Origin of the sequence: Bhargavaea massiliensis, assembly GCF_018390575.1 — a bacterium.
Classification (GTDB): domain Bacteria; phylum Bacillota; class Bacilli; order Bacillales_A; family Planococcaceae; genus Bhargavaea; species Bhargavaea massiliensis.
On record NZ_JAHBCJ010000002.1, the window covers coordinates 163,466 to 188,981 of the forward strand.

Here is a 25,516-nt window from a genome sequence, read left to right on the forward strand (position 1 = left end):
ATCGATCCTCTTCCGTCCCGCCGTGCCCGATGAAATCAAGCCGCCGGTCTTGTATAATCAGTACGTATGAGAGGAGTGGACGCACATTGTCCAAATCATTGGTTTTGGCAGAAAAACCGTCCGTCGCGCGGGACATTGCCCGTGTGCTCGGATGCAACGATAAGCGGAATGGGGCACTGGAAGGAAAGGATTACGTCGTCACATGGGCGCTCGGCCATCTCGTGACCCAGGCCGATCCGGAACAGTATGACCCGAAATACAAGGACTGGAAAATGGAGGACCTGCCGATCTTGCCCGAGCCCTTCAAGCTCGTGCCGATCCGGCAGACGACCAAGCAGTTCAACGCCGTAAAGGCGCTCCTGAAACGGGGTGACATCAGGGAAGTCATCATCGCGACTGACGCAGGCCGCGAAGGAGAACTGGTCGCCCGCTGGATCCTTGAAAAAGCAAAGGCGAACAAGCCGGTCAAGCGGCTCTGGATTTCTTCGGTCACCGACAAGGCGATCAAAGACGGTTTCCGCAACCTGAAGGGCGGGCGTGAGTACGAAAAACTGTTCGAGGCAGCTGAAGCACGTGCCGAGGCGGACTGGGTCGTCGGCATCAACGCGACGCGGGCCCTTACGGTGAAGCACAACGCCCAGCTGTCGACCGGCCGCGTGCAGACGCCAACACTTGCGATGATCGCGGAGCGGGAGCGGCAGATCCGGGAGTTCCGGCCTAGGTCGTTCTACGGCATCGAAGCGCTCACCGATTCCGGCAGGTTCAAGTGGACTGCCAAGTCGGGTGATGGCCGCACGTTCGACAAAGGAGAGGCGGAGGGGCTTCTCGGCAAGCTCGAGAACATCCGTGAGGGCGTCATCCAAGAGGTGAAGCGCACGCCGAAAAGCCAGCCGGCACCCCAGCTTTTTGATCTGACGGAACTGCAGAAGGAAGCGCATAAACGCTTTGGCTGGTCGGCAAAGGAAACATTGAACACCTTGCAGGGGCTTTACGAGTCGCATAAGGCGGTCACTTATCCGCGGACTGATTCCAAGCACCTTACCTCCGATATGGCATCGACCCTGAAGGACCGGCTGGAAGCCGTGCGCCTCGCTCCGTACCGGAAGGACATTGCGGCCATCCTGAAAAAGGGCAGCCCGAAACCTCAAAAAGGGGTCATTGATGACGCCAAGGTCAGCGACCACCACGCCATCATCCCGACAGAGGAGCCTGCGATTCTGGAGCGCATGTCCGACAGCGAGAAGAGGCTGTTCGACCTGATCGTGAAGCGGTTCATCGCTGTCTTCTCGGGCCCGTACAAGTACGAAGCGGTCACCGCGGTCCTCGGGGCCGGCAGCGAACGGTTCCACGCAAAGGGCAGGACGATCACCGATGAAGGCTGGCGCGCCGTATACGGATTGGATGCGGAAGAGGAAGACGACAAGACGCTTCCGCCGTTTGAAAAAGGGGAAAAACTTGCCATCCGCGCGTTCACGATGACGGAAGGGCAGACCAAGCCGCCGGCGCGGTTCAACGAAGGGACCCTTCTCGCCGCGATGGAGAACCCGGCGCAGTTCATGGCCGGGGAATCCAAGGAGCTGATCCGGACGCTCGGCGAGACAGGCGGACTCGGGACAGTCGCGACTCGGGCGGACATCATCGACAAACTGTTCAATTCGTTCGTCATTGAGAAAAAGGGCAATGACATCTTCACGACATCCAAGGGCCGCCAACTGCTGGAGCTTGTCCCGGAAGACCTCAAATCTCCGGCACTGACCGGAGAATGGGAACAGAAGCTGACCGAGATTGCGAAAGGACGGCTTTCGAAAAAAGAATTCATGAAGGAAATGACCGGGTTTGCGAAACGGGCCGTCTCGGAAGTCAAGGCTTCCGAGAAAAAGTTCAAGCACGATAACGTCACTGGCAAGATGTGCCCGGACTGCGGCAAGCCGATGCTCGAGGTGAACGGCAAGCGCGGCAAAATGCTCGTCTGCCAGGACCGCGAATGCGGACACCGCCAGCGGGTGTCCCAGCTGACGAATGCCCGCTGCCCGAACTGCCATAAAAAGCTTGAGCTGCGGGGCGAGGGCGAAGGCCGGATCTTCACCTGCCGATGCGGCTACCGTGAAAAGCTGTCGTCATTCGAGAAGCGCAAAGCCAAGACGAACAAGGGCAAGGTTTCCAAGCGTGACGTGCAGAAATACATGAAAAAGCAGGACGAGGAGCCGGTAAACACGGCGCTGGCCGACCAGCTGAAGAAACTGCTCGGTGACCAAGACTGACGGAGGTGTCCGGTTTGGGCAAAAAGGACAAAGTCCAGAAAACCAATGCCGTCCGTATCCTGGATCGGCAAAAGGCCGAATATGAACTGATTGAATATGCTACCGATGACGGACAACTTGACGGCGTCTCGGTCGCGGAAAAAACGGGCCAGGCGGAAGAGACTGTCTACAAGACGCTTGTCGCAACTGCCGGAGCGGGAAAGTTCTTCGTCTTTGTTATTCCGGTTGCCGAAGAGCTGGATCTGAAAAAGGCGGCGAAGGCGGCAGGTGAGAAAAAAGTTGAGATGCTGCATTTGCGCGACCTGACCGATGTGACAGGGTACGTGCGGGGCGGATGTTCGCCGGTCGGCATGAAAAAGGCCTTCCCGACGTTCATCGATGAATCGGCGCGGGCGCTGGACCGGATGATCGTCAGCGCGGGAAAGCGCGGGCTCCAGATGAAGCTCGCGCCGGATGCGCTCATCCGCGCGGCGGATGCAGAGTTTGCGCCGCTGTCGAAGTGAACGGGAACGGCCGGCTCGGAAAGGAGGTACAGCCATGCATCGGACCCGGATGTGGAGATGGTTCTTTTTTATTGCGGGACAGGTGATTTTAGCGCTCGGAATCACGCTGACCATCAAAGGACATCTGCTGGGCATCGCGCCCTGGGACGTGCTCCATGTGGGGCTGTACCGGATGTTCGGCTTTACAATCGGAACCTGGTCGATTCTGACCGGCCTCTTCATCGTCGGCTCCACGGCCATTTACCTGAGAAGATGGCCGCAGATCGGGACTTGGATCAATATGTTCCTGATCGGGCTGTTCATCGACTTTTTCAACTGGTTGATCCCGGCTGTTCCAACCCTTGCCGGACAGGCGGCGGTCTTTATACTCGGGATTGCCGTTATGGCGGTGGGGCTCGGCATGTATGTCTCGCCGGATATCGGTGCCGGGCCGAGGGATACACTGATGCTCGTCCTGATCGAGAAGACCGGATGGAGCGTCAAGACTGTGAGGACAGCACTTGAAGTGAGCGTGGCGCTGGCCGGTTGGCTGATCGGGGGGCCGATCGGCATCGGTACCGTGATCATCGCCTTGTTTTTCGGCCAGCTGCTTCAATACACGCTACCGTATTTTAAAGAACTGCTCAGGCGGCTTGCTGATGCGCCTGAGGCCGCACAGGCCAACTGAAATGGCACGGCCGGGACTGCCCGGCCGTGCTTTTTCATGCCTGCCTTGCATATAATGTCCCGTCAAGAGGAAAGGGTGATCGCTTGAACGGGACCATCACATCCTACATGAGCACGGCGTACACGTCAGAAGGAATCCGCCATAATTACAAGGAGCTGCTTTCCGGTGCGTCCAAGGCGTTCCTCCTGAAGGCGCCTCCGACCGGGGCCCTTGCCGTTCTTTTGAGGGAAGTCGCACAGTATTATGTGAAACGGGGATGGGATGTGGAGCTTTTCCATGATCCGCTCACACCGGACGGACTGGATGCCGTCCATGTGGTGAAGCCGGGGATTCTGTTTGTCCAGGCCTCCCATCCTGTGTCGCTCGAACCCGTGCAGCTCGGAGGGGCACATCGGGTAGTTACCTTCTATGACGGGTATGACGAGAATCGCCTTCGTCTTCAGCACGGTTTCATTCAGGAAACTGCGGATCGGGCTGAGGGGGCCCTCGGCAAGACATTCGCATCCCTCCGGCGGGCAAAGGAACTGCATGACAGGTGGGAAGAGGCAAACCGGGCAAGAATGTCCTGGGAACTGGCTGATAAACTTTCGGCCGGCATGGCGGAAACGCTGTTTGGCGACCTGTCGCTCAATAAGGCATCGACAGTCGCCAACCGGTATATCGGCACGCTTACCGCGGAAGGCGCGCAGGACTTTTTCGATTCAGTGACAAAAGGCCTGAAACGCAGACTTCTCATCAAGGCCCATCCCGGAACGGGCAAGTCCACGATGATGAAGAAACTCGGGAAGCAGGCGGAGGAGCGCGGCCTTGATGTCATCTACGGCTGGTGCGCGCTTGATCCGGGAAGCGTCGATCTAATTGTGCTTCCGGAGCTTTCCGTGTGCGTGTTCGATGCGACCAAGCCACATGAGTACGGACCGGAGCGGGACGGGGACGAGATCGTCGACATGCTCGGAATGTGCCGGGATGATGCAAAGCTTGAGGAAAGAGCCGCGGAAATCGAATCGGCCTACCGGGAAGCGATGCTTGACGCACGTGCCTATATGAATGCCTATGTGCGTGACATCCATGCCATCCGGGCAAGGATGGACAGTGCCATCAACCAGGAGCGATGGGAAGAGAAAATCAGGACGATCAAAGAACAATTGTGACAGACCGCCCGGTGAGCTCCCGGGCGGTTTTGCTATGTGGGCCGCATTCTGTTCTGTTAAAGTGGATACGATAGCAGAATGGAAAGAGGTGACGGCCGGTGGCATGGCTGTATGTATTTTTCGCTGCCGTCGTCGAGGTGTTCTGGGTGGTCGGCCTCTCCTACTCGGACAGTGCCCTCGAATGGACCGGAACGGCAATCGCCATCATTTTCAGTTTTTATTTTATTATCAAAGCTTGTGAGAATTTGCCTTCCGGGACGGTCTATGCCGTTTTCACCGGATCGGGAGCCGCAGCGATCGTCCTCGTGGATATCGTCATTTTCGGCGAGCCATTCTCGCCGGTTAAGCTGTTTTTCATCGTCCTCATCCTTGTCGGCGTGGTTGGCATCAAGCTGACTGACCGGGAAGGCAAGACAGAACAGGAAAGGGGGGAGCCGTGATGGCATGGGTCTTCCTGGCGCTCGCCAGCTTGGGAGAAATCTTTGGTGTCATGTTCATCAACCTCTATCTGAAAGACAAAAAATGGTGGCGGCTCGTCCCGCTCATCCTTTCTTTCAGTGTCGGCTTTGTCCTATTGTCCATCGCCATGCGGGAGATTCCGATGGGCACTGCCTATGCCATCTGGACAGGCCTCGGAGCTGCGGGGGCCGTGCTGATGGGGATCCTGTTTTTCAGGGAGCCTGCCGGATGGCGGCGGCTCCTGTTCATTTCGTGTATCATCACTGGTGCGGCCGGCCTAAAGCTGTTCAGCTGAGTCCGCTGTGTTAAAATGAAATCAATCACGCGTCGGAAAGGAAGATTCCTTTGGCTAAAACTTTGGATCAATTTCTTGAAGAAAACTTGCAGGAGCTGCGAGGTGCAGGATTATATAACGAAATCGACCCGGTAGAAGGGCCGAACGGGCCGACAATCAAGATCGGCGGAAAAGACCTGATCAACCTGAGCTCGAACAACTACCTCGGCCTTGCAACGGACGAAGGCCTAAAAAAGCTCGCGAAGGACGCCATCGACAAATACGGTGTCGGAGCGGGCGCCGTCCGCACCATTAACGGCACGCTCGATATCCACGTGCGACTTGAGGAAAAGTTGGCTGAGTTCAAAGGGACCGAAGCGGCAATTGCCTACCAGTCCGGATTCAATTGCAACATGGCGGCCATCTCGGCGGTCATGGACAAAAACGATGCGATCCTCTCCGATGAACTGAACCACGCATCGATCATCGACGGATGCCGTCTGTCCAGGGCCAAAATCATCCGCGTCAACCATCAGGACATGGACGATCTCCGCAAAAAAGCGAAGGAAGCGACGGGGTCCGGGCAGTTCAACAAAGTCATGTACATCACGGACGGCGTGTTCTCGATGGACGGCGATGTCGCCAATCTGCCGGATGCAGTCCAGATCGCCAAGGAATTCGACCTCATCACCTATGTGGATGATGCGCACGGATCCGGTGTCATGGGTGGCGGAAAGGGCACCGTCAAGCACTTCGGACTGGAAAAGGAGATTGACTTCCAGATTGGCACGCTTTCCAAGGCGATCGGCGTTGTCGGCGGATATGTTGCCGGGAAGCAGCAGCTGATCGACTGGCTGAAAGTCCGCTCCCGTCCCTTCTTGTTCTCGACTGCAATGACGCCTGGAGACGTCGCGGCGGTCATCGGGGCAGTCGACAAGCTTCTGGCATCCGACGAGCTCGTGGACAAGCTGTGGGAAAACGGCGACTACCTGAAAGACGGCCTGAAAAAGCTGGGCTTTGACATCGGCCACTCCGAAACACCGATTACGCCTTGCATCATCGGTGATGAAAACCTGACACAGAAATTCTCGAAGCGCCTGATGGAAGAAGGCGTCTACGCGAAATCGATCGTCTTCCCGACCGTACCGAAAGGCACCGGACGTGTCCGCAACATGCCTACGGCCGCGCACACGAAAGAAATGCTTGACGAAGCACTCGCCGTTTACGAGAAAATCGGCAAGGAACTGGGTGTCATCGGCTGAGGAGGGATTCCGTGAAAAAGCGGGACGAAGAACAGATCCAACTGCTTCATCCGGAAGGCAAACAGGGCGCAAAGATTCTGAAGCGCCGCTATGAAGCCATCCGCAAAGCGATCCTTGATGAAGTTGCAGCATCCGAGGAAATCTCATTCATGGATCTGACCGAACGCGCTCCGAAGCGGCTTTCCCATTTTGACGGCAAGACAACGTGGTACGTCACAGCCGTCAAACTTGATCTTGAGGCGAGGGGAGAGCTGCAACGCTTCGAGCGGAACGGCAGGCAACATATCAGGCGAACATGAAAACCGCCAGGATACCGGCATCAGCCGGTGTCCTGGCGGTTTTTCTGTGTCCGGCTCAGATTGGCCGGTTCACTTCTTCGGCAAAGACAGTGACAATCTCTCCGTCTCCCATTTCGACATCATACTGGATGGATTCCCCGTTGTCCCGAACGTCCACGATCAGCCCGCGTCGGCCGTCCTTTAGTTCGACGGCTGTATTCTCGACAAGCAACATGGCAATCATCCTCCTGTATGTTTTTTATGAGCAGCCGATTCCTGCAATTTTCTGAAGTTGTGGTGCAGAAGATAATACTGGATGCCCCCGGCGTTGGCCTTTGCGGCATTTGCTTCTTTACGGAATGCATCCAGGTCCCCTTTACGGTGTGCCGTGATCGCACGAATGGCGTGTTTCATCCATGCATAGCCTTCCGGGATGCGCGAGAGGGCTTCTTCCGCCCGTTCATCCTCCCCGTTCAGGGCGTGGCCATATGCATCATAATACGACTGCATCGGTTCGCTGCCGATCTTCTCCGCATGAGACAAAACACCGGCACCGTCCTTTTCCGTCACGGCATACAGAGCGCCGTAAACATGGCGGATGTCCGGCTGCTTGTACCGGTTCATAATCTCTCTGAGAGATGCTCTGATCTCTTCATCGGTACCGTGCGCCACGGAGTAGGCGTATTTGTAGATCGGCTTGCGGGAATTCCGCAACAGGAACCTGTCGATCGCCCGCAAATTCTTCGATTTGTAGGACAGCACCAGCGTCGGCACGGTAGTCAGTGTCATGTACAGGGCGGCGAGCACGAGCACCGTCAGCCAAAACGGTGCCCCGAGCCAGATCAGCAGCAGAGCCGCCAACACCAGGATGGCGAGCAGCATGAGAAATTGTACGACAGCTATCAAAACGGCACTTCCTCTATTTTTTCACTATTATACCAATGCAGATCTTTCGGGAAAAGAATTCCGATGTTGTACTTACAGTGAATACAAATTATAATAGTGAACATTGAAACACAGTGAAATCAGTGGCTTGCTTGAATAGACTGTCCGTTCTAAAAATACAAATGGACGAATGGGAGTGACGGAAATGAAGAAAATCATGGTGACCGGCGCGCTGGGACAGATCGGCTCGGAACTGACGGGAAAACTGAGGGGTCTGTACGGTACGGATCAGGTCCTCGCAACGGATATACGGGTACCGGATTCTGGACCGGCGCTTGATGGGCCGTTCGAGCAACTTGACGTCACCGACGGCAAACGCATGCACGAGCTCGCCAAGTCATTCGGGGCCGACACGATTATCCACATGGCCGCACTCCTGTCCGCGACAGCAGAGAAAAATCCGCTGTTCGCCTGGAACCTGAATATGGGCGGACTCGTCAATGCGCTTGAGACCGCACGCGAACTGGACCTCCAGTTCTTTACGCCGAGCTCGATCGGCGCATTTGGCCCAAGCACGCCGAAGAAAAACACGCCGCAGGATACGATCCAGCGTCCGTCAACGATGTATGGAGTCAACAAAGTGTCCGGAGAACTGCTCTGTGATTATTATTTCGAGAAGTTCGGAGTCGATACCCGCGGCGTCCGGTTCCCGGGCCTCATCTCGTATGTGACACCTCCGGGCGGCGGAACGACGGATTATGCCGTCGATATCTATTACAAGGCGATCGAGGAAGGCAAATATGCCTCGTTTATCGCAGAAGGCACATACATGGACATGATGTACATGCCGGATGCCCTGCAGGCCATCGTTGACCTGATGGAGGCGGACCCGTCGAAACTGATCCACCGCAACGCGTTCAACGTGACCGCGATGAGCGTCGAGCCGTCCGATTTCGAAAAGGCGATCCGACAGCATATTCCGGAATTTCAACTCAACTACGACGTCGACCCGGTGCGCCAGGCAATCGCCGAGAGTTGGCCGGATTCGATCGATCCGTCTGCAGCCATTGCGGAATGGGGCTTCAAGGCCAAGTTCGACCTTGAAAAAATGACAGCGGATATGCTCGAAAAACTTCGGGAAAAGCTGGGGAAATAAACGATTTCTAAGAAAACCGGGCTGAGTGTTCAGAATCAGCTTCTGAGTTTGAAGCAAACCCTAAATGACTTGGCCTTGAGCAGGCGGGAGTGACGGAAAACGTCATTCCCTTTTTTGATTGGGAGATGAATGCCCTGCCCACAATGTGTACAGTAGGATAAAGGGGGCGTCAAGATGGACATCCGGGTGAGGCCGGCAAGGGATGCAGGGAAAGCAGCAAAGTTTATTGCATCCCTGAACATCCACCGGACAAACCATATCGGTTTTTGCGGTGTGGATGAAAAGGAGATCCGGCATGCGCTGGAGAACGGCTTTTCCGATTCAGGATTTGAACAGTCATTTTTCGTGGCGGAAAAAGAAGGGCGGAACGTTGGGGCGGTCGGCTTCGATATCGATAGCGATGAAGGGGCCGCAGAAGTGTGGGGGCCGTTTGTCAGTGAAGACCTGCCATTCAGGGAAGTGGCCATGCCCATGTGGAGCGAGGCAGTCGCTGCCCTTGAAGGAGTCCGGACCTTCCAGTTCTTCGTGAATGAAGAAAACACGGACGTGTCGGCAATGGCCGAAACTCTCGGCGCGTTCCATACAGGGCGGCACCTGATCTTGCGGGCACAGTCAGGAGCGATAAATCTTGGCGGGCATCAGGCGATTCCGGCTGAAGAACAGCACGAAAAAGAATTCTGCACGCTTCATGCCCATGCTTTTCCGGAAACTTATTTGTCTGCCGGGGAAATCCTCGATCTCCGGGACGACACCCACAGGCTCCTCGTCATCCCGGAAGGGGAAGAAGGCGTGAGAGGATACGTTTACACCGAGGCGGATCCGATCCACGGAGAAGGCAGCATCGAGTTTCTCGCGGTCGGGGAGGCGTACCGCCGCCAAGGACTGGCAACACAACTGCTGCAAGCCGGGCTCGGCGAATTGTTCCGCCATGAGTCCATCCGCGAAGTCCGGCTTACCGTCGGAGAGGAAAACAGAGCCGCCATGGGCCTCTACGAAGCCGCCGGATTTGAACAGCTTCATCGGATGAATGCCTACCGGCTCGAAATGGGCTGACCGGAACAGGTATACCGGGTGATAAAACACAAATATAAAAACCGCCGCTTCCAAAGGAAGGGCGGTTTTTAATCAAAACAGCATATGGGCGATTAATGACACAATCGGCAAAGCGATGATCGTCCGGAGCAGGAAAATCACAAACAGCTCGAAGAAGTTGACCGGGATCTTGGAGCCGAGAATCAGTCCGCCGACTTCCGACATATAGATCAGTTGGACGACCGAGATGACCGCAACCGTAAACAGTGTGATTTCGGATGCGACCGTGCCCGCGGCGAGAATCGACGGGAGGAACATATCTGCAAATCCGACAATCATGAGCGGTGCCGCTTCGGAAGCTTCCGGAATCTGGAGAAGCGCAAGGTACGGCTCGAACGGTTTGCCGATGATCTGGAAGAAGTTTGTGTACTCGGCGAGAATAAGTGCGATTGTACCGAACGCCATAACGACCGGAATGACACCGATCCACATATCCAATACGTTTTTCAGTCCGTCTTTAAGCATCTTGCCGATGTCGCGGTTGGCATGTGCTTTTGTCAGGGCATTTTCCACACCATGGGTAAACGAATTGTACCCTGCCGGCACTTTTTCTGCTTCGCCTGTAAATTCACGTCCATCCACATACTCCTGTTTTTTGCGGGAAAGCGGATAAATGCGCGGCATGATGAGCGCCAGGGCGAGGCCGGTCAGCATGACGGTACCGTAGAATGGCAGGAAGTATTTGGACAAACCGACCGTATCGATAATGACGATCGAAAACGTGATCGATACGACGGAGAACGTCGTAGCGATGATAGCCGATTCTTTTTTCGTATAGTGGCCTTCCTGGTACTGCTTATCGGTTAGAAGGACGCCGATCGTGCCGTCCCCTACCCAGGAAGCAAGTGCATCAATCGATGAGCGGCCCGGCAGTTTAAATAGCGGGCGCATGATCTTGACCATCATTGTTCCGAAAAACTCCAGAAGCCCGAAGTTCATGAGAAGCGGAAGCAGCAACCCCGCAAATACGAAAATCGTGAAGAGGAACGTGACGAGTCCTTCTGCCGGGTCCAGGAGAAGACCTCCGGTGTTCTCGCTCCAGATAGCCTCCGGTCCGAGCCGGAAGGCGGTCATGATTGCGAAGACGGCCCCGATCACCCTGACCACTGTCCAGAATAGCGAGACGCTGAACAGGTTATACCAGAATCCCCGTTTTTCGGGTTCCTTTTTCGGTCCGAATAGCATGATGACCGAGCCGAGGGCCGCAATGACGAGAATGGCGACCGCCACCCACATGATGATCGGCGTGACGATCCCAGCAAGCCAATTGGCGAGAATGGCGATCGACACAATCCAATCTCCTTCATATTTAACCGGGATCATGAACAGGAAGACCCCAATGATCGACGGGATCAGGAACCAGATCCATGTCGATGCACTTGTCTTTTGCATTTTTATTATCCCCCAATATTATTTTTACCGGTTTTGACAGTCACTTTTTTACATAATAATTCACCTCGGTGAATAAGTAAATCCCCTTGCAAATGAAAGTGAATTCAGCCAATTCCGGCACAAAAAATACCCCTCCCAACAATAGCAGGGAGGGGGTGTACCGTCAAAAGAATTTTTCAAAATCCTCATGCCAGCGATAATAATAAAAACGTTCTTTCGCAAAGCGCTCGAGCGCTTCGGCTTTGCCGGCTGCAAGGGCCGGCTCGAGGTCCCGCATCATCCAGGCGGTCTGGGAGGAATGGGCCTTCAATGTATTGATTTTCCTGTCCAGCATATCCGATACATCATGCTCCACGTCTGGCATGCCGAGACCTTCTTCCGTATCGTTCGAAAAAGCGACAAGGTACATCTTCGGCCGCTTTTCATCCGGCAGCCTGCGCACTGCCCGGACAACCGCGCGGGCAGTTGCTTCATGGTCCGGATGAACCGAGTATCCCGGATAAAACGAGATGATCAGCGATGGATCCAGTTCGCCGATGAGGTCGCTGATCAGTTGGACCATTTTTTCATCGTCCTCGAATTCAACGGTTTTGTCGCGGAAGCCCATCATGCGTAGATCTTTGATGCCGATGGCGTTCGCGGCAGCCTGAAGTTCCTTCTTGCGGATTTCGGGAAGTGTTTCCCTCGTGGCAAACGGCGGAATGCCAAGGTTGCGTCCCATTTCGCCGAGTGTCAGGCAGGCATAAGTGACCGGCACGCCCAGGTCCACATATTTGGAGAGCGTCCCTGATGTGCCGAAGGCCTCGTCATCCGGATGAGGGAAGACGACGAGGACACTGCGTTCTTTTTCAATCGTAACAGCCATATCGTTTCCCTCCTTAGTATGCGAACGGCGTCTCGCTCAGTTGGAGCGCAACGGCGAGTTTGCCCTCGCCGTCGAGGCCGGCCAAGAGCAGGCGTCCGTGTTCATCAAGTTCATAGTGGGTGATGCCTTGTGCATACACCCAGCCGTAAGGCAGTTTCAGCCCGACGCGGTGCGGGGCTTCGCCGGCGACCTTGCCCAGTTCAAAACGGATCTGGGCATTTCGGATGAAGGCGCCGGCGTTGAAGAATCCTTCGTTGAAATGGGCCGCATACGAACCGTTCGTCGTCTCCAAGTGGATGTAGAGCTCCTTGCCGGCGAACGAATCGATGAGGCGCTGAAGTTGTTCGGGGTTCACTTTTTCCATGTTTCAGGCCTCCTCCAGTTACCTATATCGTATTCAGTATAAAGAACATCAGCCGGGAATGCGAAAGGGGTGCTCCCGAGGAAGGCATCGTTTGGGATGCGCACTGTTTTGTCCATTAAAAAACGGCCGGGTTTCCCGGCCGTCTGGCTGATATCAGATTTCAGTCACGGTGACGTCTGCCGGACCGTGCTCGTTTTTCGCGCCGTGGAGGACCGGACCGACGTACTGATTGAGTTTCCAGCCGTGGGCAATCGCTGCCGCGACGAATTTTTTAGCTTCGATGACGGCTTCTTCTACGCCGAGACCGTTCGCGAGGTTCGCGGTGATGGCAGCGGCAAACGTGCAGCCTGCACCGTGTGTGTAGAGCGTGTCCTGCTTTTCGGATTCAAGAAGCAGAAACTTGGATCCGTCATAGAAGAGGTCGGCCGCTTTGTTATGCTGGAGCTGCTTGCCGCCTTTGATGACAACGTTTTTCGCACCCAGCTCGTGGATTTTACCCGCGGCTTTTTTCATATCGTCGATGGTTGTCAGTTTGCCGAGACCGGATAGCTGTCCTGCTTCGAACAGGTTCGGCGTAACGACTTCTGCAAGCGGAAGAAGATATTCGATCATGGCATCGACCGTGCCCGGGTTCAGGACTTCATCTTCACCCTTACATACCATGACCGGATCGATGACCACATGATTGGTGCCGGTTTCCCGGATTCCCTCACCGGCTGTGCGTATAACATCTTCTGTGCTCAGCATGCCGGTCTTTACCGCATCGATCCCGACGGACAGCGCCGTCTTCAGCTGCGCTTTCAGAACGTCAATCGGGAGAGTATAGACGCCGTGGCTCCAGTTGTTGTCCGGATCCATCGTTGCAACGACGGTCAGCGCAGTCATGCCGTATGTTCCGTGTTCCTGGAAAGTTTTAAGGTCGGCCTGAATGCCGGCGCCGCCCGACGTATCGGATCCTGCGATTGTGAGTGTCTTATTGAGTGTCATGTGTCAGGGCTCCTTTTGGGATAATTCGTTTAATGTCCTCATTGTAACAAATAAAAACGTCTTTTTACGAAAAATTGCATTTCACGACAGAGAAATGTACCCGGAAGGCCTCAGGTTGCGCAGTGCGTGCGTGAACCGTTGGACATCGGGTATTGTAGAAGAATGAAAGATTTACCCGATTGGCGGGAGAGGGGAGTGCAGACATGGCAGGACGCAAAGATCAGGGCCGGGCAGAAGAAGAAAGCGCGGTGACGGTGGATGAGACTTGGGAAGCACCGGCCGGAATGCGCGGCAAAATAAGGCGGGGCCGGGCGCTAAAGGGGTTCCTTTGGATTGCGGTTCCTCAACTCCTGCTCGCGGTGGTCCTCCCTGTGGTTGCGTTGCGGATGCTGACAGGGGGCAGCACGTTCACCGAACAAAAGGGAGCTGTCGTCCAAAGTGTTCAGGAGCTGAGCGAGCTGGCGACCGCGGAAGCTTTTACAAAAGTGATTGTCGAACGCACGGACAATGAATTGTTCGGCCAGAGCATCGGTCTCGATATTCCGGGGACAAAGCGCCATCTACTCGTGGTCATTCCTGGGTCTGTCAAGGCGGGAATTGATTTTGAAAAGGTCACGGAGGACGACATGATTTTTGATGAAGAAGCCAAGACGGTTACCCTGACCGTACCGGAACCCGCGTTTCTTGGTGAGCCGGAAATCCGTTTTGATGAGGTGGAAGTGTATTCGCAGGAAGGGCTGTTCCGAGACCGGCCTGACATCCGTGAAGGGTATGAGCTTGCCGAAGATGCCCAGAAGATGATCATCGAAGAAGCGACCGAACAAGGCGTCCTTGCGACGGCAAAGAAAAATGCGGAAAAGACCCTGAAGGAGATGTTTTCGTTCTCGGGCTATGATGTTCAGGTCAAGTTCAAGGAGTGATGCGGTATGGCAAAGGAGATTCTGGACAACAGCTGGCAGGATGTGATCGGCAACGAGTTTTCCAAGTCTTATTATTTGGAGCTGCGCGAGTTCCTTAAAAAGGAATATGCCGAACGCGAAATTTATCCTCCGATGAACGACATCTGGACTGCATTCGAACTGACGCCGTATGAATCGGTCAGGGTGGTCATCTTGGGCCAGGATCCGTACCACGGGCCGGGACAGGCGCACGGGCTCAGCTTCTCTGTAAAAAAGGGCATCCGGAAACCGCCGAGCCTTCGGAACGTGTTTAAAGAACTGCGTGAGGACATCGGCTGCGGCGTTCCCGGTGACGGAACACTCACCGGTTGGGCGGAGCAGGGCGTCATGCTGCTGAACACCGTGCTGACGGTTCGCTCCGGGGAAGCGCATTCCCACCGGGGAAAAGGATGGGAAACACTCACCGATGAAGTCATCCGGAAGCTATCGGAACGTGAGGCGCCGATTGTATTCATCCTTTGGGGACGTCCCGCGCAGGAAAAGAAAAAACTGATCGATACGGAGCGGCATGCAGTGATCGAATCCCCCCATCCGAGCCCGCTCAGCGCAAATCGCGGATTTTTCGGAAGCCGGCCGTTCAGCCGCGCAAATGCTTTTCTGAGGGAATGGGGCGAACTGGAGATTGATTGGTGCCGGACGGATGCCCGGTGAATTGTCACGGGATTGTACGGTTCCGCAGCCGGATTCCAACTGCGGATATGGTACACTTTTAACGGAATGGAGGGGATCGGATGATTCCGATTGAACGGATCCTCGAAGAGATGGAGCGCCATCTGCGGGCGGCCAAAAGCGCAGGCGACCCGGCTGCTCAGCGGGAGTCGATTGCCGCCATCCGGGCGTTGTCCGAAGCGGCGCTCGGCAGCCGGCCACATAATCGGATGCCGGAAGTGAAGCCGGTGCCGCTGGCCGCGCCGGCAGCTCCGCATAATGTTCCTCCTGCTGCGCCAAAGCAGGAAGAGGACGGAGCCAATGGTAATTCCATCTTCGACTTTTAATGCCTGAAAGAAGGGGAAGAAAGTGAAATTCTTTTTGATAGCGGGTGCAGTGAACGCATTGATTTCGGTTGGAATGGGCGCATTCGGAGCGCACGGCCTCGAGGGTAAAGTCTCTGATCACTACATCGCCATCTGGGAGACGGCGGCCAAGTACCAGATGTACCATGCACTTGGTCTCATCCTGATCGGCATCCTGCAGAGCCAGGCTCTTCTGGGCGCTGCCTCCCAGCTGAACTGGGCGGGATGGCTGATGCTTTCGGGTATCATCATTTTCTCCGGAAGCCTTTACGTGCTCGCCCTGACCCAGATCGGCGTCCTCGGTGCCATCACGCCAATTGGCGGCGTGGCCTTTATCGCCGGCTGGATCATGGTGATCCTTGCAGCCGTCAAACATGTCTGAAGAGCTCTGAAGGAGGGCCGCCGTTCTGTACCGCGTCCGGCTTCAGTACGATGTGAAAGAAGTCATGCAGCACAATGAAAAGAGCCATCCGCGCCGGATGGCTCTTTTCCGTTATCTCGGTGTCTGGTCGAAATAGTTGAGTTCTTCATCGAATTCCGCGTAGTCAAAGTAAATCATCGGGAACAGGAAACGGTGATCGGTTCGCGCTTCCCGCAAAATGACGTGATCCCGTCCTGCCGCCTCGACAAAACCGCGTACGCTTTTTGATGTCGTCTGCCGGTCCCCGTGCTCAAACGAGAAATGGAATGTGCCGGGCTGCCCACGGTTCAGGCGCAGGATATTCTCGATGTAAGATTCTTCCCCCTGAGGCGGGCGCCCGGCCGTCGGCAACGTCACCTGCGGCGGGACAATCTGTTGCTGAGGCTGCTGGACCGGCTGCATCGGCATCGGCCGGTAATTCGGATTCCAGTAATATTGGACCATGTGGTTCCACCTTTCTTTCACTTATACTGTCGGACAATCACTTTCAGACGGCGAATAGAAGCAGTGCGACTTATAGCGGCCCGTGTTCCATTGGTTCCACCACTGCGCGGGACACGCCCCCTCGGGCATGAAAAACCATAGGGAACGGGTCGCGGGGTGGAACCGTTCTCCGTTGATGACCCGGCGGGCCAGGCGGATGTCTTCCGGGCGGGCGCGCTGGTAAAAGTAACCTTTTGTCGTTGCCTCGAAGCCGCCCGGCCGCTGGAAGACCATCTGTTGGAGTGTCCGGATGTCCTGGAAGTCCAAACAGTCACCGCGGACCCGGTTGACGCCGACATTGCCGACCATGAGCATCCCGAGATCGCCTTCCCCTTCAGCTTCGGCACGCATAAGGCGCGCCAGCAGTTGCACTTCTTTTTCAGTTGCTCGTACAACCGCCATCGCCTGACCCCCTCGCTAATGACTATATGAGGAGGGAGGGGGGTACATTCCTTATATGCACATTTGGACGGGAGGAGAATTCCGATGGCGATCAATAATACGGTCTATGAGTTCATGGAGCGGCTTGAAAGAGGGGAACTAAAGACGAAAACCGGGCTGCTTGATTATTTCTCGCGGTATCCCGAAATTTTTGATGTCTACTTCCCGGATTACTGCCCTAAGACAGATGAGCGGCTGATCAGGGCAATCGGGCGGTACCCGGCCAAGGAGGAAGACATCGCGCGTGCCGGCCAGCGGCTTCCGGAGGAGATTGAAAACGTGCGCGACCTTTACCGCGGCCTGACAGGAATCGATGCGGACAATGACCATCACCTGTTTGTGGGCGCCTTCGGTTCGAACGCCTTTGTTGCGGGAGCAAACAAGGACGAAGTGTTTTACGCGCTTGAAATGCTGTCTCCCGAGCCGGACGATTTGCGCCTTGTCGCAGCACACGAGATGGGCCATGTCGTCCACCACCGCATGAGTGCTCAAGCTTCGGGGGATACATGGTGGCGCAAAGTTGATTGGAGCCACCCACTCGTAACCCTGTTGTCGGAAGGGGGAGCCATTTATCTGTCCAAGCTGGCGGTACCGGGCATGGGCCGCCCGGACTATGTCTCATTCGGGGCGCTCGGTGAGGAAGGCTACGGCTTCTACATGGCGAACAGGAAAAAGCTTCATGAAGCGTTCGCGGACGATATGAAGGCGGGCTGGAATGAAGATAAGGATAAAGAGTGGTTCCGCCTTTCCGGCGGTACAAGGCACGGCATCCCGCGTCTCGGCTACTATATTGCTGACGACTTGATCGAACACCGGGCGGAGCTCCGCGGGATGGACGCAGCGCTTACTGATTGGGATGCGATGACGCTTGAAGAAGAATTTTCGGATTACCTGAAACGCTGACATAAAGCGCGCGGGTGTTCATATAATTTTGGCATCCGGCTGTGGATCTTCTCCGTTTCCAGCCCATCCAACCGGAACAAAGAGCCCGGCAGCCAAATGGCTGCCGGGCTTTTAACTTCTGTTACTTGACATCAAAGAAGGAGACGCGGTCGTCATCCTGCAGAATCGTTCCTACGAAGAACGAGCCGAAGACGCCGTAGCGTGCGCTTACTTCATCAAAACGCATTTCATAGACAAGCTTCTTGAACTGGAGCACGTCATCCGAGAAGAGCGTGACGCCCCATTCGTAGTCGTCGAATCCGACGGAACCGGAGATGATTTGCTTGACCTTGCCTGCGTAGCTGCGGCCGATCAGTCCGTGGCTCCTCATCAGTTCGCGGCGGCGGTCCATGTCGAGCATGTACCAGTTGTCTTCGCCCTCGCGCTTTTTGTCCATCGGGTAGAAGCACACATACTGCGAGCGGGGGAGTTCGGGATAAAGGCGCCCGCGGACATAAGGGTTCTGATATGGATCTTCGTCTGATTCCTTCGCCAGGTAGTTGGACAGCTCGACAACAGACACATAGGAATAAGATGGAATGGTGTAGTCCGCAATGGCGAGTTTATTGAACTCCGCTTCCAGCTGCTGGAGCTCATCCATCGTCGGGCGGAGGGTCATAAGCATGAAGTCCGCCTTCTGGCCGACCACCGTATAGAAGGCATGGCTGCCTGTTTTTTCGTTATCTGCTTTCTGGAGCTTGTCGAGGAAAGCGATGAATTCATCGGTTGCCGCTTTCCGTTCTTCTGCAGGAAGGGCTTTCCACGATGTCCAGTCCATCGTGCGGAAGTCGTGGAGGACATACCAGCCATCCAGTGTGATTGCAGCTTCGTTCATGTGGAAACACTCCTTTAGGATCATATGGCTTCAGTCTATCATAGAAGGCAGGCACGGTCCGCCCGCAAGCCCCCTTGTCACTGTTTTGTGAAAAGTTCCAGGTTTTCCGTTTGGCCGCTTTTTGTGTATGCTTGACTCTGGAATGAAATAACGTACCGCGTCCGGCATACACCGGACGGACGGATCAGCTATATGGGAGACATTGATATGGACCAAACGCTTCAGCTTCTCCGGCAGCCGGCCTGGCGGTTTATCGATCAGTCGGTGAGCGGGCTCGGCCGCTCCGCTCTTGAGTCGTTCGCTATGGACGACACACTCTGCCACGTCGTCGGCCAGCAAAAAAGCTTGCCGGCCGTGCGCACGTGGGTGCATGACAGGACCATTGTCCTCGGCATCCAGGACCACAGGCTGCCGTATATCGGAGACGCAACGGAACAGCTCCGGCTAAACGGCTGGCGCCCGATTGTCCGGAATTCAGGCGGGCTTGCTGTCGTCCTCGATGAAGGCATCCTGAACATCACGATTGCGCTGTCCGAGAAAGGCCGTGCGATCGATATACCGGCGGGCTACGAGGTGATGCTCGAATTTGTCCGCATGCTATTGCCCGAAGCGGCGGGTCGGATCGAAGCTTATGAGATTGTCGGTTCCTATTGCCCGGGGTCGTACGATCTGAGCATCGGCGGCAGAAAATTCGCCGGCATTTCCCAGCGCAGGCTCCGCGGCGGCATCGCCGTCCAGATTTATCTCTGCGCGGAAGGGAGCGGCTCCGAGCGTGCCCGGCTTATCGGTGAGATGTATGAGGCCGGACTGAAAGGCGAAGAGACGAAGTTCGAATACCCGGCTATCCGGCCGGAGGTGATGGCTTCCCTTACCGAACTGCTTGGTGCGCCGGTCACAGTCACGGAACTGAACAGCCGTGTCCGCAGGCTGCTTCACGCGTTATCGGGCAACGTCCGTGACAGCCTTCTTGAAGGGGAGGAAGTCGACCTGTATGCAACTTATCTGAAGCGGGTCGTCGACCGGAATGCAAAACTGCTGGAGGGCATCTGAATCCAAAAGCAACCGAACAAACGGCAAGGACTCAGCCGCCTGTTTCATAGGCGATGGTGTCCTTGCCGTTTCTATTTGCGTGTGTTTCGCTTCAGTGGGCCTGCTGTTCATCGTTATTCACGAGATTTCCGTTCTGTTCCATCCGGAAAACGGCTGATGAGTTTTCGTCTTCTTCAAATGCAACCAGTTTGCGTGCACGGTTCATAATCTGTACAAACTGCTCATAGTCATCGCGGATTTCGTCGTTTTCCCTGGCAAGTCGCGCAACTTCGTTCTCCAGTTCGCCGACCCGGCGCTCGGCCGCTTCGGCGGTATGTTTCCACTTCATCGTCTCCTGGTCCGCGAGATTCGTATGCTGAAGGCGCATCAGATAAGCGATCACCACATCAAGAGAGAGATTGGAAAGCCGGATTGCCGCCCGTCCATCGCCCTCTGCTCCGTCCGGCACGACATAGAGTCCGGAGTTTTTGCGGCGAAAATCCTTGCCCATCGCCTTCAGATTTGCCTTGCGTTCCTTCTTCGCTTCGGCAAGCTCTTTTTCGTACTCTTTCCTGACGACTGCGTTCCATCTGAATCCGCATGCCGCAGCCGTCCGGTTCATTGCATCACCGGCTTCTTCGAACGCGTTGAGCTGTGTGCTTCCTTCGCGCACATGACGCAACACCGTTTCTGCGAGCAGCCGGTCGTTTTCTTCTACCCAGGCATCCTGTCTGACTTTCACCATTTGTGTACCTCCTGCCATCTTCATAGAATGTTTGCCTGGTGTCAGTTTGCACCGCGGCTCCGCGTTTTATACCGTTCCATTTGGAAATGTCGGAGAATGCGCATCTTTTCGGATTTGATTTTAGGAGGGAGAAGGAGACCGGTGACCGTTCCAAACAAGTGCCGGACAGGGTATACTGGAAGGACCCACTGTTTCCGGGAGGTGCCAGATGATGGACTATGCCACACAAAAATTAAGTGAAGAAAAAGTGTTCAAAGACCCGGTTCACCGGTACATCCACGTGAGGGACCAGGTGATCTGGGACCTGATTGCGACCAGGGAATTCCAGCGGCTCCGCCGTATCCATCAGCTTGGCACGACGTATCTGGTGTTCCACGGGGCGGAGCACAGCCGCTTTAATCATTCGCTCGGGGTCTATGAAATTGTCCGCCGAATTATCGACGACGGCTTTAGCGGGCGTCCGCAATGGAATGATTCGGAGCGGCTTGTAACGCTGTGCGCGGCGTTGCTCCATGACCTGGGGCACGGGCCGTTTTCCCATGCCTTCGAGAAGGTGTTCGACCTGGATCACGAGCTGTTCACCCAGAAGATCCTTCTTGGGGACACGGGGGTGAATGCGGTCCTCCGGGAAGTCAGCGAGGACTTTCCCCAGAAAGTCGCCGACGTCATCGGGAAGACCTATCCGGACAAGTTGGTCGTGAGCCTGATTTCAAGCCAGATTGACGCCGACCGGATGGATTATCTTCAGAGGGACGCCTACTTCACGGGGGTCAGCTACGGCCATTTCGACATGGAGCGGATCCTTCGCGTCATGCGCCCGGCAGAGGATCAGGCTGTCATCAAGCAGAGCGGCATGCATGCGGTGGAGGACTATATCATGAGCCGCTACCAGATGTATTGGCAGGTGTATTTCCACCCGGTATCCCGCTCGGCGGAAGTGATTCTCGTGAAAATTTTGCAGAGGGCGAAAGTTTTGAGCGAAGAAGGGTATACGTTCAAACAGGAGCCTGTCCACTTTAAGTCGTTTTTCGATAAGACATTCGATCTTGCTGATTATATTGCTTTGGATGAATACATTCTCATGACTTATTTTGAATCTTGGATCCGGGAGGACGATGAGATCCTGTCCGATCTGTGCGACAGGTTTGTGAACCGGCGCCTGTTCCAATATATCGATTTCAATCCGGCCAAAGAATACCGTAGGCTCGGTGAACTCGAAGCATTGTTCCGGAAAGCCGGGATCGATCCGGAATATTATCTTGTCGTCGACTCTTCGTCAGACTTGCCTTACGATTTTTATAGGCCGGGTGAGGAAGAGGAACGGCTGCCGATCCATCTGCTGATGAGGGACGGCGAACTGCGGGAGCTGTCCCGCGAATCCGATATCGTCGATGCCATCTCAGGCAAGCGGCGCACGGACCATAAACTCTACTTCCCGGAGGACATGCTCAAAGAAGGGAAAAAGAAAAAAGTGCTCAGGCAACAAATCCTAAGCATCTTGAACACATAGAATAGGGAGGGCATTTTTGATGCTTCAGGAACATGCAAAACTTGTTCAGTTCATTTCGCTGGCTGATGGGGTGACCGGGCGGAAGAAGTTGCAGAAGATGATCTACATCGCCAAAAAGATGGACTTCCCGTTCCAGGAAAAATACGAGCTCCATATTTACGGCCCTTACTCTGAAGAGCTGACGCTCCGCATCGAGGAACTGTGCGAAATGGGCTTTCTCGCCGAAAAATGCGAAGACAAGGGCTCCTACGTTCAATACAGCTACCGGGTCACCGGCGAAGGCCAAGACTTTATCGGTGATGCGATCGAAGTACCGGACACTCTCGACGAGTGCATCGGCCGGATGAGTGAAAAGAGTTCCCGCTTCCTGGAACTGGTTTCCACGCTGCTGTATTTTGATTATCTGCCGCGGGAAGAACAGGTTGCGAAGGTACATATCGTCAAGAACAAGCTGAATTATACGGATGCGGAGATCGATGAGGCCTTTGCCTTCATCGGGGAGCTTTCCGCCTGTATCCGCCAATGAGCCTCCTCTTTTAACAGCAGGGGCGGATTGGCTATAATGCAGGGAAGGGGGTATGATCATGGCCAACGGAGAAAAACCAAAGCAAAAGATGGAGTTCACGATTATCCGCGACAACCCGACCGCCGGTCATAAGGGGTTCGGCATCGGCTCGATTTCGCTGGAAAACGTATCTCCCGTCATTATCGATGTGGAAGAGGAACTTGCACAGGTGGAAATCGGCGCGCTGCATGCCCGAAGCAAGACGGAGCGGGGCGTCAAGTTCACCCCGAACCGCGAGGATTCCGAAGGCGGCAAGCCGTACTGGCTCGTATGGGTCGCCATCGACTACAAAGAGGACGGACCTTATTTTGCAGGGGTCACGGCGGCAGAGATGGTCGTCAACCGCGAAAAGCGGCGCGGCTACAAGAACCTGCCCGAGCATGTAAACCTGCTGGATAAAGCGCTGAAGCGCCATGTCATCGTCGACAAGATGGATGACCGCTCGAAAAAGGTGCTCGCGGAATTTCTGCAAGAGCAGAATCCGGAATTGTGGGAGCGGAGCCAAGAACTCCAGTTAGCGCTCGGCATCACCGGATAAGTGCGCAATTATGAACGATCTTTGACAGTTTCGCCCGGTGCGGTTGCAGCCGGTTGAACCGCTGGCGAAAAGGGAGTAAACTGATAGCAACGCTTGCTGAATACAAGCTAGGACAGTGCGGCGTCTAGCTAACGGCGCACAGAACCCGCCCCGCCTCCGAAATTTGGAGGCGGGGCGGTTTTTTTGATGTGCCTGAATGGGCAGCCGGTCGGTATGTCAACGTCTCAGTCGGGTATGTCAACGTCTCCCCCGTAATCTCAAGTAGTCAGTCAAAAAACGAGAACGGGAACAACCGGATCGGCCCGCCGTCTTTCGTGTCGGAGGAGCGATCTTGCCGTAGAGCGGGATCTGTGCAGAGTTTTCGCGGCACGTTCCGTTCCTTGACGTATACCATGCGCTGCTTACCGCAACCTTCGACAGCAAGACCACCGGTCTCCACATCGACGATGACGCCTGTGACGCCCTCGGGCTGTACGAACGGTTCCGGCGGCATGCCGGCATGTGCGTTTTCCATGAAGTCGATCCACATCTTTTTTGCGGCCATTTTGTCGCTGTTTTCGGTTAGGCGGCGCCCTTCGTCGAATCCGGCCCAGATGCCGGCGGTCAGGGTCGTGGAGAAGCCGATCAGGTATTGATCGGAAAGCGTTGTTCCGGACTTTGCCGCGTATGGACGTGTTTGGCTGGGCCGCATCGACAGACCCGTGGCCGGGGTATAGTCGCTGAAGACAGGGTCGAACATTCCGGTCATCATCTGTGTCAGGACGAAGGCATCTGCCGGATCCAACACTTCCCGTGACTTTTTGTCTTCTTCCTCGCTCCGATAGACGGTTTCACCGGCGGCATCGGTGATGGACAGAATGGTTGTCGGAACGACCCTTTTGCCTCCTGAGGCGATTCGGTTGTATGCCCCTGTCATCTCATAAAGGGTGACTTCGGTCGTCCCGAGAGCGGTTGCCGGCGCATCAACGAAGTTGCCGGTGATGCCGAGGCGGGCGGCCATATCCTTGAACGGCTTGTAGCCGATTTCCTCGAGTGTCTTGACGGCATAGATATTGTCTGAGATGGCAAGTGCCTGGGCGAGCGAAATCGGCCGTTCAGCAAATTTGCCATTGACGTTCTGGGGTTCGTACTCCTTGCGGCCGTCGTCAAAAGTGAAAACGGTCGGCTCGCTTTTCAGGAAGGTGAGCGGCGTGAACCCCTGTTCGAGCGCAGCGGCGTAAAGAATCGGTTTCATCGCGGAGCCGGATTGGCGTTCCGCCTGGGTGACCCGGTTAAAGGGGCTTATGGAATAATCCCGCCCGCCAATCAGTGAAGTGATCTGCCCGCTTTCGGGCTCCATCGTGATAAAGCCATACTGGAGTCCGTTATCAGGCATCCATTTCCCGGCCGCGGCTTCCGCCGTTTTCTGGTGGAATGGGTCCAATGTCGTCCGGATTGTCCACCCGCCTTCCGCGATGTCGCGCCCGGCTTCATCCAATCGTTTTTCGGCCTCCTGCCAAACCTCGTCCAAGAAGTACGGGGCGACTTTTTCGCCCGCGTCCCACTGGTCATGCTTCAGCGCAATCCGCTGATTCAGGGCATGGTCCGCCTGCTCGCGTGTTACGTATCCGTCCCGCACCATCGCATTGAGGATGATTTCCTGCCGGCCCGCAGCCGCCTCCGGATTGTGCACAGGGGAGTAAACCGAAGGCCCTTTTGGCACGGCCGCAAGCAATGTCGCTTCAGCCAGAGTCAGGTCTTCCGCTGCCTTGCCGAAGAAAAACTTGCTTGCCGCCTCGGCACCGTACATGCCATGGCCGAAATAGACAGTGTTCAGGTAGCCTTCGAGAATGGTGTCCTTGTCATAGAACGTTTCGATTCTTCTTGCGTAGACCGCCTCGTTGATTTTCCGTGTCCACGTTTTCTGGTGGGTCAGAAACAGATTGCGGGCATACTGCTGGGTGATTGTGCTAGCGCCTTCTGCTTTGCGGAACGATTTGACATCCTTTAGCACGGCGGCGGCAATCCTCGAATAGTCGAATCCCTTGTGCTCGTAAAAGTCCTTGTCCTCGACGGCAACGAACGCATCGGCGAGAAATGGGGACATGTCGTCGAGGGAAGCCCAGTAGCGGCGCTCGCCTGAATGCCGGTCACCGATCGGATCGCCGTTGCGGTCGAGGAAGACGGTCGCGTTCGGCACCGCAAGCGAAGGGGGCCCGGCCGAATGGATGTAGATGAGAAGCGCCCCGTACATGACCAGCCCCGCCACGCTGAGGCTTAGGGAAAGAAGCAACAGCCGCTTCATGATCGACCGCCGCTTTCGCTGCCTTTTGAAATGTGCCCGTTTCACCGCATTCCCGCCTTTCTTGCGCTTTTCCGCAAGTATGTGCAGGCAGGCAGCATTTCATCCGGCGAGTTTAAAGCAATTTCACCGCATGCCTGATTGAAAAAACAGTTGCA

General features: G+C 55.4%; 30 protein-coding genes. 19 read left to right on the forward strand and 11 right to left on the reverse strand.

Annotated elements, in window-relative coordinates:
• The first annotated feature begins 86 nt into the window (after positions 1-86).
• From KHA84_RS03590 to KHA84_RS03625, 8 genes are all read left to right on the forward strand, one after another.
• On the forward strand, positions 87-2,261 hold the full coding sequence (locus KHA84_RS03590) for a DNA topoisomerase III (protein WP_213422161.1): 2,175 nt from the start codon (positions 87-89) through the stop codon (positions 2,259-2,261).
• A 14-nt stretch (positions 2,262-2,275) separates the two neighbouring features.
• Entirely contained in the window at positions 2,276-2,764 is a 489-nt protein-coding gene (gene ybaK / locus KHA84_RS03595; protein WP_213422162.1) for a Cys-tRNA(Pro) deacylase, read from the forward strand.
• Between the two features lie 34 nt (positions 2,765-2,798).
• On the forward strand, positions 2,799-3,431 hold the full coding sequence (locus KHA84_RS03600) for a YczE/YyaS/YitT family protein (RefSeq protein WP_213422163.1): 633 nt from the start codon (positions 2,799-2,801) through the stop codon (positions 3,429-3,431).
• A gap of 83 nt (positions 3,432-3,514) precedes the next feature.
• The gene (locus KHA84_RS03605; RefSeq protein WP_213422164.1) at positions 3,515-4,582 is read left to right on the forward strand and encodes a hypothetical protein; all 1,068 of its coding nucleotides are present in this window, start codon (positions 3,515-3,517) and stop codon (positions 4,580-4,582) included.
• 98 nt (positions 4,583-4,680) lie between these two features.
• Positions 4,681-5,022 (forward strand): DMT family transporter, encoded by a 342-nt coding sequence (locus KHA84_RS03610; RefSeq protein ID WP_213422165.1) that lies wholly within the window; start codon positions 4,681-4,683, stop codon positions 5,020-5,022.
• Positions 5,022-5,336, forward strand: a complete 315-nt coding sequence (locus KHA84_RS03615; protein WP_213422166.1) for a DMT family transporter — start codon at positions 5,022-5,024, stop codon at positions 5,334-5,336. The genes KHA84_RS03610 and KHA84_RS03615 overlap by 1 nt, the downstream gene beginning before the upstream one ends.
• 50 nt (positions 5,337-5,386) lie before the next feature.
• A complete protein-coding gene (locus tag KHA84_RS03620) occupies positions 5,387-6,577 on the forward strand; it encodes a glycine C-acetyltransferase (protein WP_213422167.1) in 1,191 nt (396 codons plus the stop codon).
• A gap of 11 nt (positions 6,578-6,588) precedes the next feature.
• Positions 6,589-6,876, forward strand: coding sequence for a DUF6958 family protein (locus KHA84_RS03625; RefSeq protein ID WP_213422168.1), 288 nt, complete (start codon positions 6,589-6,591; stop codon positions 6,874-6,876).
• Between the two features lie 55 nt (positions 6,877-6,931).
• Here the strand turns inward: KHA84_RS03625 and KHA84_RS03630 are convergent, their stop codons facing one another.
• Positions 6,932-7,090: a hypothetical protein gene (locus KHA84_RS03630; protein ID WP_213422169.1), complete on the reverse strand. Its 159-nt coding sequence runs from the start codon at positions 7,088-7,090 to the stop codon at positions 6,932-6,934.
• 5 nt (positions 7,091-7,095) lie between these two features.
• Positions 7,096-7,761, reverse strand: coding sequence for a hypothetical protein (locus KHA84_RS03635; protein WP_213422170.1), 666 nt, complete (start codon positions 7,759-7,761; stop codon positions 7,096-7,098).
• Between the two features lie 184 nt (positions 7,762-7,945).
• Here KHA84_RS03635 and KHA84_RS03640 point away from each other — a divergent pair, with 184 nt between their 5' ends.
• Together KHA84_RS03640 and KHA84_RS03645 are read left to right on the forward strand one after the other, a co-directional pair.
• Positions 7,946-8,896 carry an L-threonine 3-dehydrogenase gene (locus KHA84_RS03640; RefSeq protein WP_213422171.1) on the forward strand — a complete coding sequence of 317 codons (951 nt, stop codon included), beginning with the start codon at positions 7,946-7,948 and terminating at the stop codon, positions 8,894-8,896.
• A 174-nt stretch (positions 8,897-9,070) separates the two neighbouring features.
• Positions 9,071-9,949, forward strand: a complete 879-nt coding sequence (locus KHA84_RS03645) for a GNAT family N-acetyltransferase (RefSeq protein ID WP_213422172.1) — start codon at positions 9,071-9,073, stop codon at positions 9,947-9,949.
• Between the two features lie 72 nt (positions 9,950-10,021).
• On the opposite strand, the gene KHA84_RS03650 is transcribed toward KHA84_RS03645, so the two are convergent.
• The 4 genes from KHA84_RS03650 to thiD all read right to left on the reverse strand — a co-directional run bounded on the left by KHA84_RS03650 (position 10,022) and on the right by thiD (position 13,596).
• Entirely contained in the window at positions 10,022-11,380 is a 1,359-nt protein-coding gene (locus tag KHA84_RS03650) for a YjiH family protein (RefSeq protein ID WP_213422173.1), read from the reverse strand.
• A 163-nt stretch (positions 11,381-11,543) separates the two neighbouring features.
• Positions 11,544-12,245 carry a bacillithiol biosynthesis deacetylase BshB2 gene (bshB2, locus tag KHA84_RS03655; RefSeq protein ID WP_213422174.1) on the reverse strand — a complete coding sequence of 234 codons (702 nt, stop codon included), beginning with the start codon at positions 12,243-12,245 and terminating at the stop codon, positions 11,544-11,546.
• A gap of 13 nt (positions 12,246-12,258) precedes the next feature.
• On the reverse strand, positions 12,259-12,609 hold the full coding sequence (locus tag KHA84_RS03660; protein WP_213422175.1) for a YojF family protein: 351 nt from the start codon (positions 12,607-12,609) through the stop codon (positions 12,259-12,261).
• A gap of 153 nt (positions 12,610-12,762) precedes the next feature.
• Positions 12,763-13,596 (reverse strand): bifunctional hydroxymethylpyrimidine kinase/phosphomethylpyrimidine kinase, encoded by an 834-nt coding sequence (thiD, locus tag KHA84_RS03665; protein ID WP_213422176.1) that lies wholly within the window; start codon positions 13,594-13,596, stop codon positions 12,763-12,765.
• A 203-nt stretch (positions 13,597-13,799) separates the two neighbouring features.
• On the opposite strand from thiD, the gene KHA84_RS03670 reads away from it, so the two are divergent.
• The 4 genes from KHA84_RS03670 (at position 13,800) to KHA84_RS03685 (ending at position 15,950) form a co-directional block, all read left to right on the forward strand.
• Positions 13,800-14,516 (forward strand): DUF4230 domain-containing protein, encoded by a 717-nt coding sequence (locus tag KHA84_RS03670; protein WP_213422177.1) that lies wholly within the window; start codon positions 13,800-13,802, stop codon positions 14,514-14,516.
• A 6-nt stretch (positions 14,517-14,522) separates the two neighbouring features.
• Positions 14,523-15,206: a uracil-DNA glycosylase gene (locus KHA84_RS03675; RefSeq protein ID WP_213422178.1), complete on the forward strand. Its 684-nt coding sequence runs from the start codon at positions 14,523-14,525 to the stop codon at positions 15,204-15,206.
• Positions 15,207-15,286: 80 nt separating this feature from the next.
• Entirely contained in the window at positions 15,287-15,550 is a 264-nt protein-coding gene (locus KHA84_RS03680; RefSeq protein ID WP_213422179.1) for a YwdI family protein, read from the forward strand.
• Positions 15,551-15,572: 22 nt separating this feature from the next.
• Positions 15,573-15,950 carry a DUF423 domain-containing protein gene (locus KHA84_RS03685; RefSeq protein WP_213422180.1) on the forward strand — a complete coding sequence of 126 codons (378 nt, stop codon included), beginning with the start codon at positions 15,573-15,575 and terminating at the stop codon, positions 15,948-15,950.
• A 111-nt stretch (positions 15,951-16,061) separates the two neighbouring features.
• Here the strand turns inward: KHA84_RS03685 and gerQ are convergent, their stop codons facing one another.
• Both gerQ and KHA84_RS03695 read right to left on the reverse strand, forming a co-directional pair.
• On the reverse strand, positions 16,062-16,433 hold the full coding sequence (gene gerQ / locus KHA84_RS03690; protein WP_236823101.1) for a spore coat protein GerQ: 372 nt from the start codon (positions 16,431-16,433) through the stop codon (positions 16,062-16,064).
• A 21-nt stretch (positions 16,434-16,454) separates the two neighbouring features.
• The gene (locus KHA84_RS03695) at positions 16,455-16,874 is read right to left on the reverse strand and encodes a cell wall hydrolase (protein ID WP_213422181.1); all 420 of its coding nucleotides are present in this window, start codon (positions 16,872-16,874) and stop codon (positions 16,455-16,457) included.
• An 84-nt stretch (positions 16,875-16,958) separates the two neighbouring features.
• Here KHA84_RS03695 and KHA84_RS03700 point away from each other — a divergent pair, with 84 nt between their 5' ends.
• On the forward strand, positions 16,959-17,816 hold the full coding sequence (locus tag KHA84_RS03700; RefSeq protein WP_213422182.1) for a hypothetical protein: 858 nt from the start codon (positions 16,959-16,961) through the stop codon (positions 17,814-17,816).
• A 121-nt stretch (positions 17,817-17,937) separates the two neighbouring features.
• Here KHA84_RS03700 and hemQ read toward each other — a convergent pair whose 3' ends face one another.
• A complete protein-coding gene (gene hemQ / locus KHA84_RS03705; protein ID WP_213422183.1) occupies positions 17,938-18,690 on the reverse strand; it encodes a hydrogen peroxide-dependent heme synthase in 753 nt (250 codons plus the stop codon).
• Between the two features lie 207 nt (positions 18,691-18,897).
• Between hemQ and lipL the strand changes: the two genes are divergently transcribed.
• On the forward strand, positions 18,898-19,740 hold the full coding sequence (lipL, locus tag KHA84_RS03710) for an octanoyl-[GcvH]:protein N-octanoyltransferase (RefSeq protein ID WP_213422184.1): 843 nt from the start codon (positions 18,898-18,900) through the stop codon (positions 19,738-19,740).
• Positions 19,741-19,831: 91 nt separating this feature from the next.
• Here lipL and KHA84_RS03715 read toward each other — a convergent pair whose 3' ends face one another.
• Complete coding sequence (locus tag KHA84_RS03715) at positions 19,832-20,464, reverse strand: RsfA family transcriptional regulator (protein WP_213422185.1); 633 nt, start codon at positions 20,462-20,464, stop codon at positions 19,832-19,834.
• Positions 20,465-20,675: 211 nt separating this feature from the next.
• On the opposite strand from KHA84_RS03715, the gene KHA84_RS03720 reads away from it, so the two are divergent.
• From KHA84_RS03720 to KHA84_RS03730, 3 genes are read left to right on the forward strand one after another with little or no spacing between them, the layout of a single operon-like run.
• Positions 20,676-21,974, forward strand: a complete 1,299-nt coding sequence (locus KHA84_RS03720; protein ID WP_213422186.1) for an HD domain-containing protein — start codon at positions 20,676-20,678, stop codon at positions 21,972-21,974.
• A 19-nt stretch (positions 21,975-21,993) separates the two neighbouring features.
• Complete coding sequence (locus tag KHA84_RS03725; RefSeq protein ID WP_213422187.1) at positions 21,994-22,500, forward strand: YwgA family protein; 507 nt, start codon at positions 21,994-21,996, stop codon at positions 22,498-22,500.
• A gap of 58 nt (positions 22,501-22,558) precedes the next feature.
• On the forward strand, positions 22,559-23,077 hold the full coding sequence (locus KHA84_RS03730; RefSeq protein WP_213422188.1) for a YwhD family protein: 519 nt from the start codon (positions 22,559-22,561) through the stop codon (positions 23,075-23,077).
• A 265-nt stretch (positions 23,078-23,342) separates the two neighbouring features.
• Here KHA84_RS03730 and KHA84_RS03735 read toward each other — a convergent pair whose 3' ends face one another.
• Complete coding sequence (locus tag KHA84_RS03735) at positions 23,343-25,406, reverse strand: transglycosylase domain-containing protein (protein WP_213422189.1); 2,064 nt, start codon at positions 25,404-25,406, stop codon at positions 23,343-23,345.
• Positions 25,407-25,516 lie beyond the last annotated feature (110 nt).

Bases quoted from the DNA above. Each gene is read 5' to 3' on its own strand.
- KHA84_RS03600 (WP_213422163.1), top strand. From the start codon at position 2,799: ATGCATCGGACCCGGATGTGGAGATGGTTCTTTTTTATTGCGGGACAG.
- KHA84_RS03615 (WP_213422166.1), top strand. From the start codon at position 5,022: ATGGCATGGGTCTTCCTGGCGCTCGCCAGCTTGGGAGAAATCTTTGGT.
- KHA84_RS03630 (WP_213422169.1), bottom strand. From the start codon at position 7,090: ATGTTGCTTGTCGAGAATACAGCCGTCGAACTAAAGGACGGCCGACGC.
- KHA84_RS03640 (WP_213422171.1), top strand. From the start codon at position 7,946: ATGAAGAAAATCATGGTGACCGGCGCGCTGGGACAGATCGGCTCGGAA.
- KHA84_RS03645 (WP_213422172.1), top strand. From the start codon at position 9,071: ATGGACATCCGGGTGAGGCCGGCAAGGGATGCAGGGAAAGCAGCAAAG.
- KHA84_RS03650 (WP_213422173.1), bottom strand. From the start codon at position 11,380: ATGCAAAAGACAAGTGCATCGACATGGATCTGGTTCCTGATCCCGTCG.
- bshB2 (WP_213422174.1), bottom strand. From the start codon at position 12,245: ATGGCTGTTACGATTGAAAAAGAACGCAGTGTCCTCGTCGTCTTCCCT.
- KHA84_RS03660 (WP_213422175.1), bottom strand. From the start codon at position 12,609: ATGGAAAAAGTGAACCCCGAACAACTTCAGCGCCTCATCGATTCGTTC.
- thiD (WP_213422176.1), bottom strand. From the start codon at position 13,596: ATGACACTCAATAAGACACTCACAATCGCAGGATCCGATACGTCGGGC.
- KHA84_RS03670 (WP_213422177.1), top strand. From the start codon at position 13,800: ATGGCAGGACGCAAAGATCAGGGCCGGGCAGAAGAAGAAAGCGCGGTG.
- KHA84_RS03675 (WP_213422178.1), top strand. From the start codon at position 14,523: ATGGCAAAGGAGATTCTGGACAACAGCTGGCAGGATGTGATCGGCAAC.
- KHA84_RS03680 (WP_213422179.1), top strand. From the start codon at position 15,287: ATGATTCCGATTGAACGGATCCTCGAAGAGATGGAGCGCCATCTGCGG.
- gerQ (WP_236823101.1), bottom strand. From the start codon at position 16,433: ATGGTCCAATATTACTGGAATCCGAATTACCGGCCGATGCCGATGCAG.
- KHA84_RS03695 (WP_213422181.1), bottom strand. From the start codon at position 16,874: ATGGCGGTTGTACGAGCAACTGAAAAAGAAGTGCAACTGCTGGCGCGC.
- KHA84_RS03700 (WP_213422182.1), top strand. From the start codon at position 16,959: ATGGCGATCAATAATACGGTCTATGAGTTCATGGAGCGGCTTGAAAGA.
- hemQ (WP_213422183.1), bottom strand. From the start codon at position 18,690: ATGAACGAAGCTGCAATCACACTGGATGGCTGGTATGTCCTCCACGAC.
- lipL (WP_213422184.1), top strand. From the start codon at position 18,898: ATGGACCAAACGCTTCAGCTTCTCCGGCAGCCGGCCTGGCGGTTTATC.
- KHA84_RS03715 (WP_213422185.1), bottom strand. From the start codon at position 20,464: ATGGTGAAAGTCAGACAGGATGCCTGGGTAGAAGAAAACGACCGGCTG.
- KHA84_RS03720 (WP_213422186.1), top strand. From the start codon at position 20,676: ATGGACTATGCCACACAAAAATTAAGTGAAGAAAAAGTGTTCAAAGAC.
- KHA84_RS03725 (WP_213422187.1), top strand. From the start codon at position 21,994: ATGCTTCAGGAACATGCAAAACTTGTTCAGTTCATTTCGCTGGCTGAT.
- KHA84_RS03730 (WP_213422188.1), top strand. From the start codon at position 22,559: ATGGCCAACGGAGAAAAACCAAAGCAAAAGATGGAGTTCACGATTATC.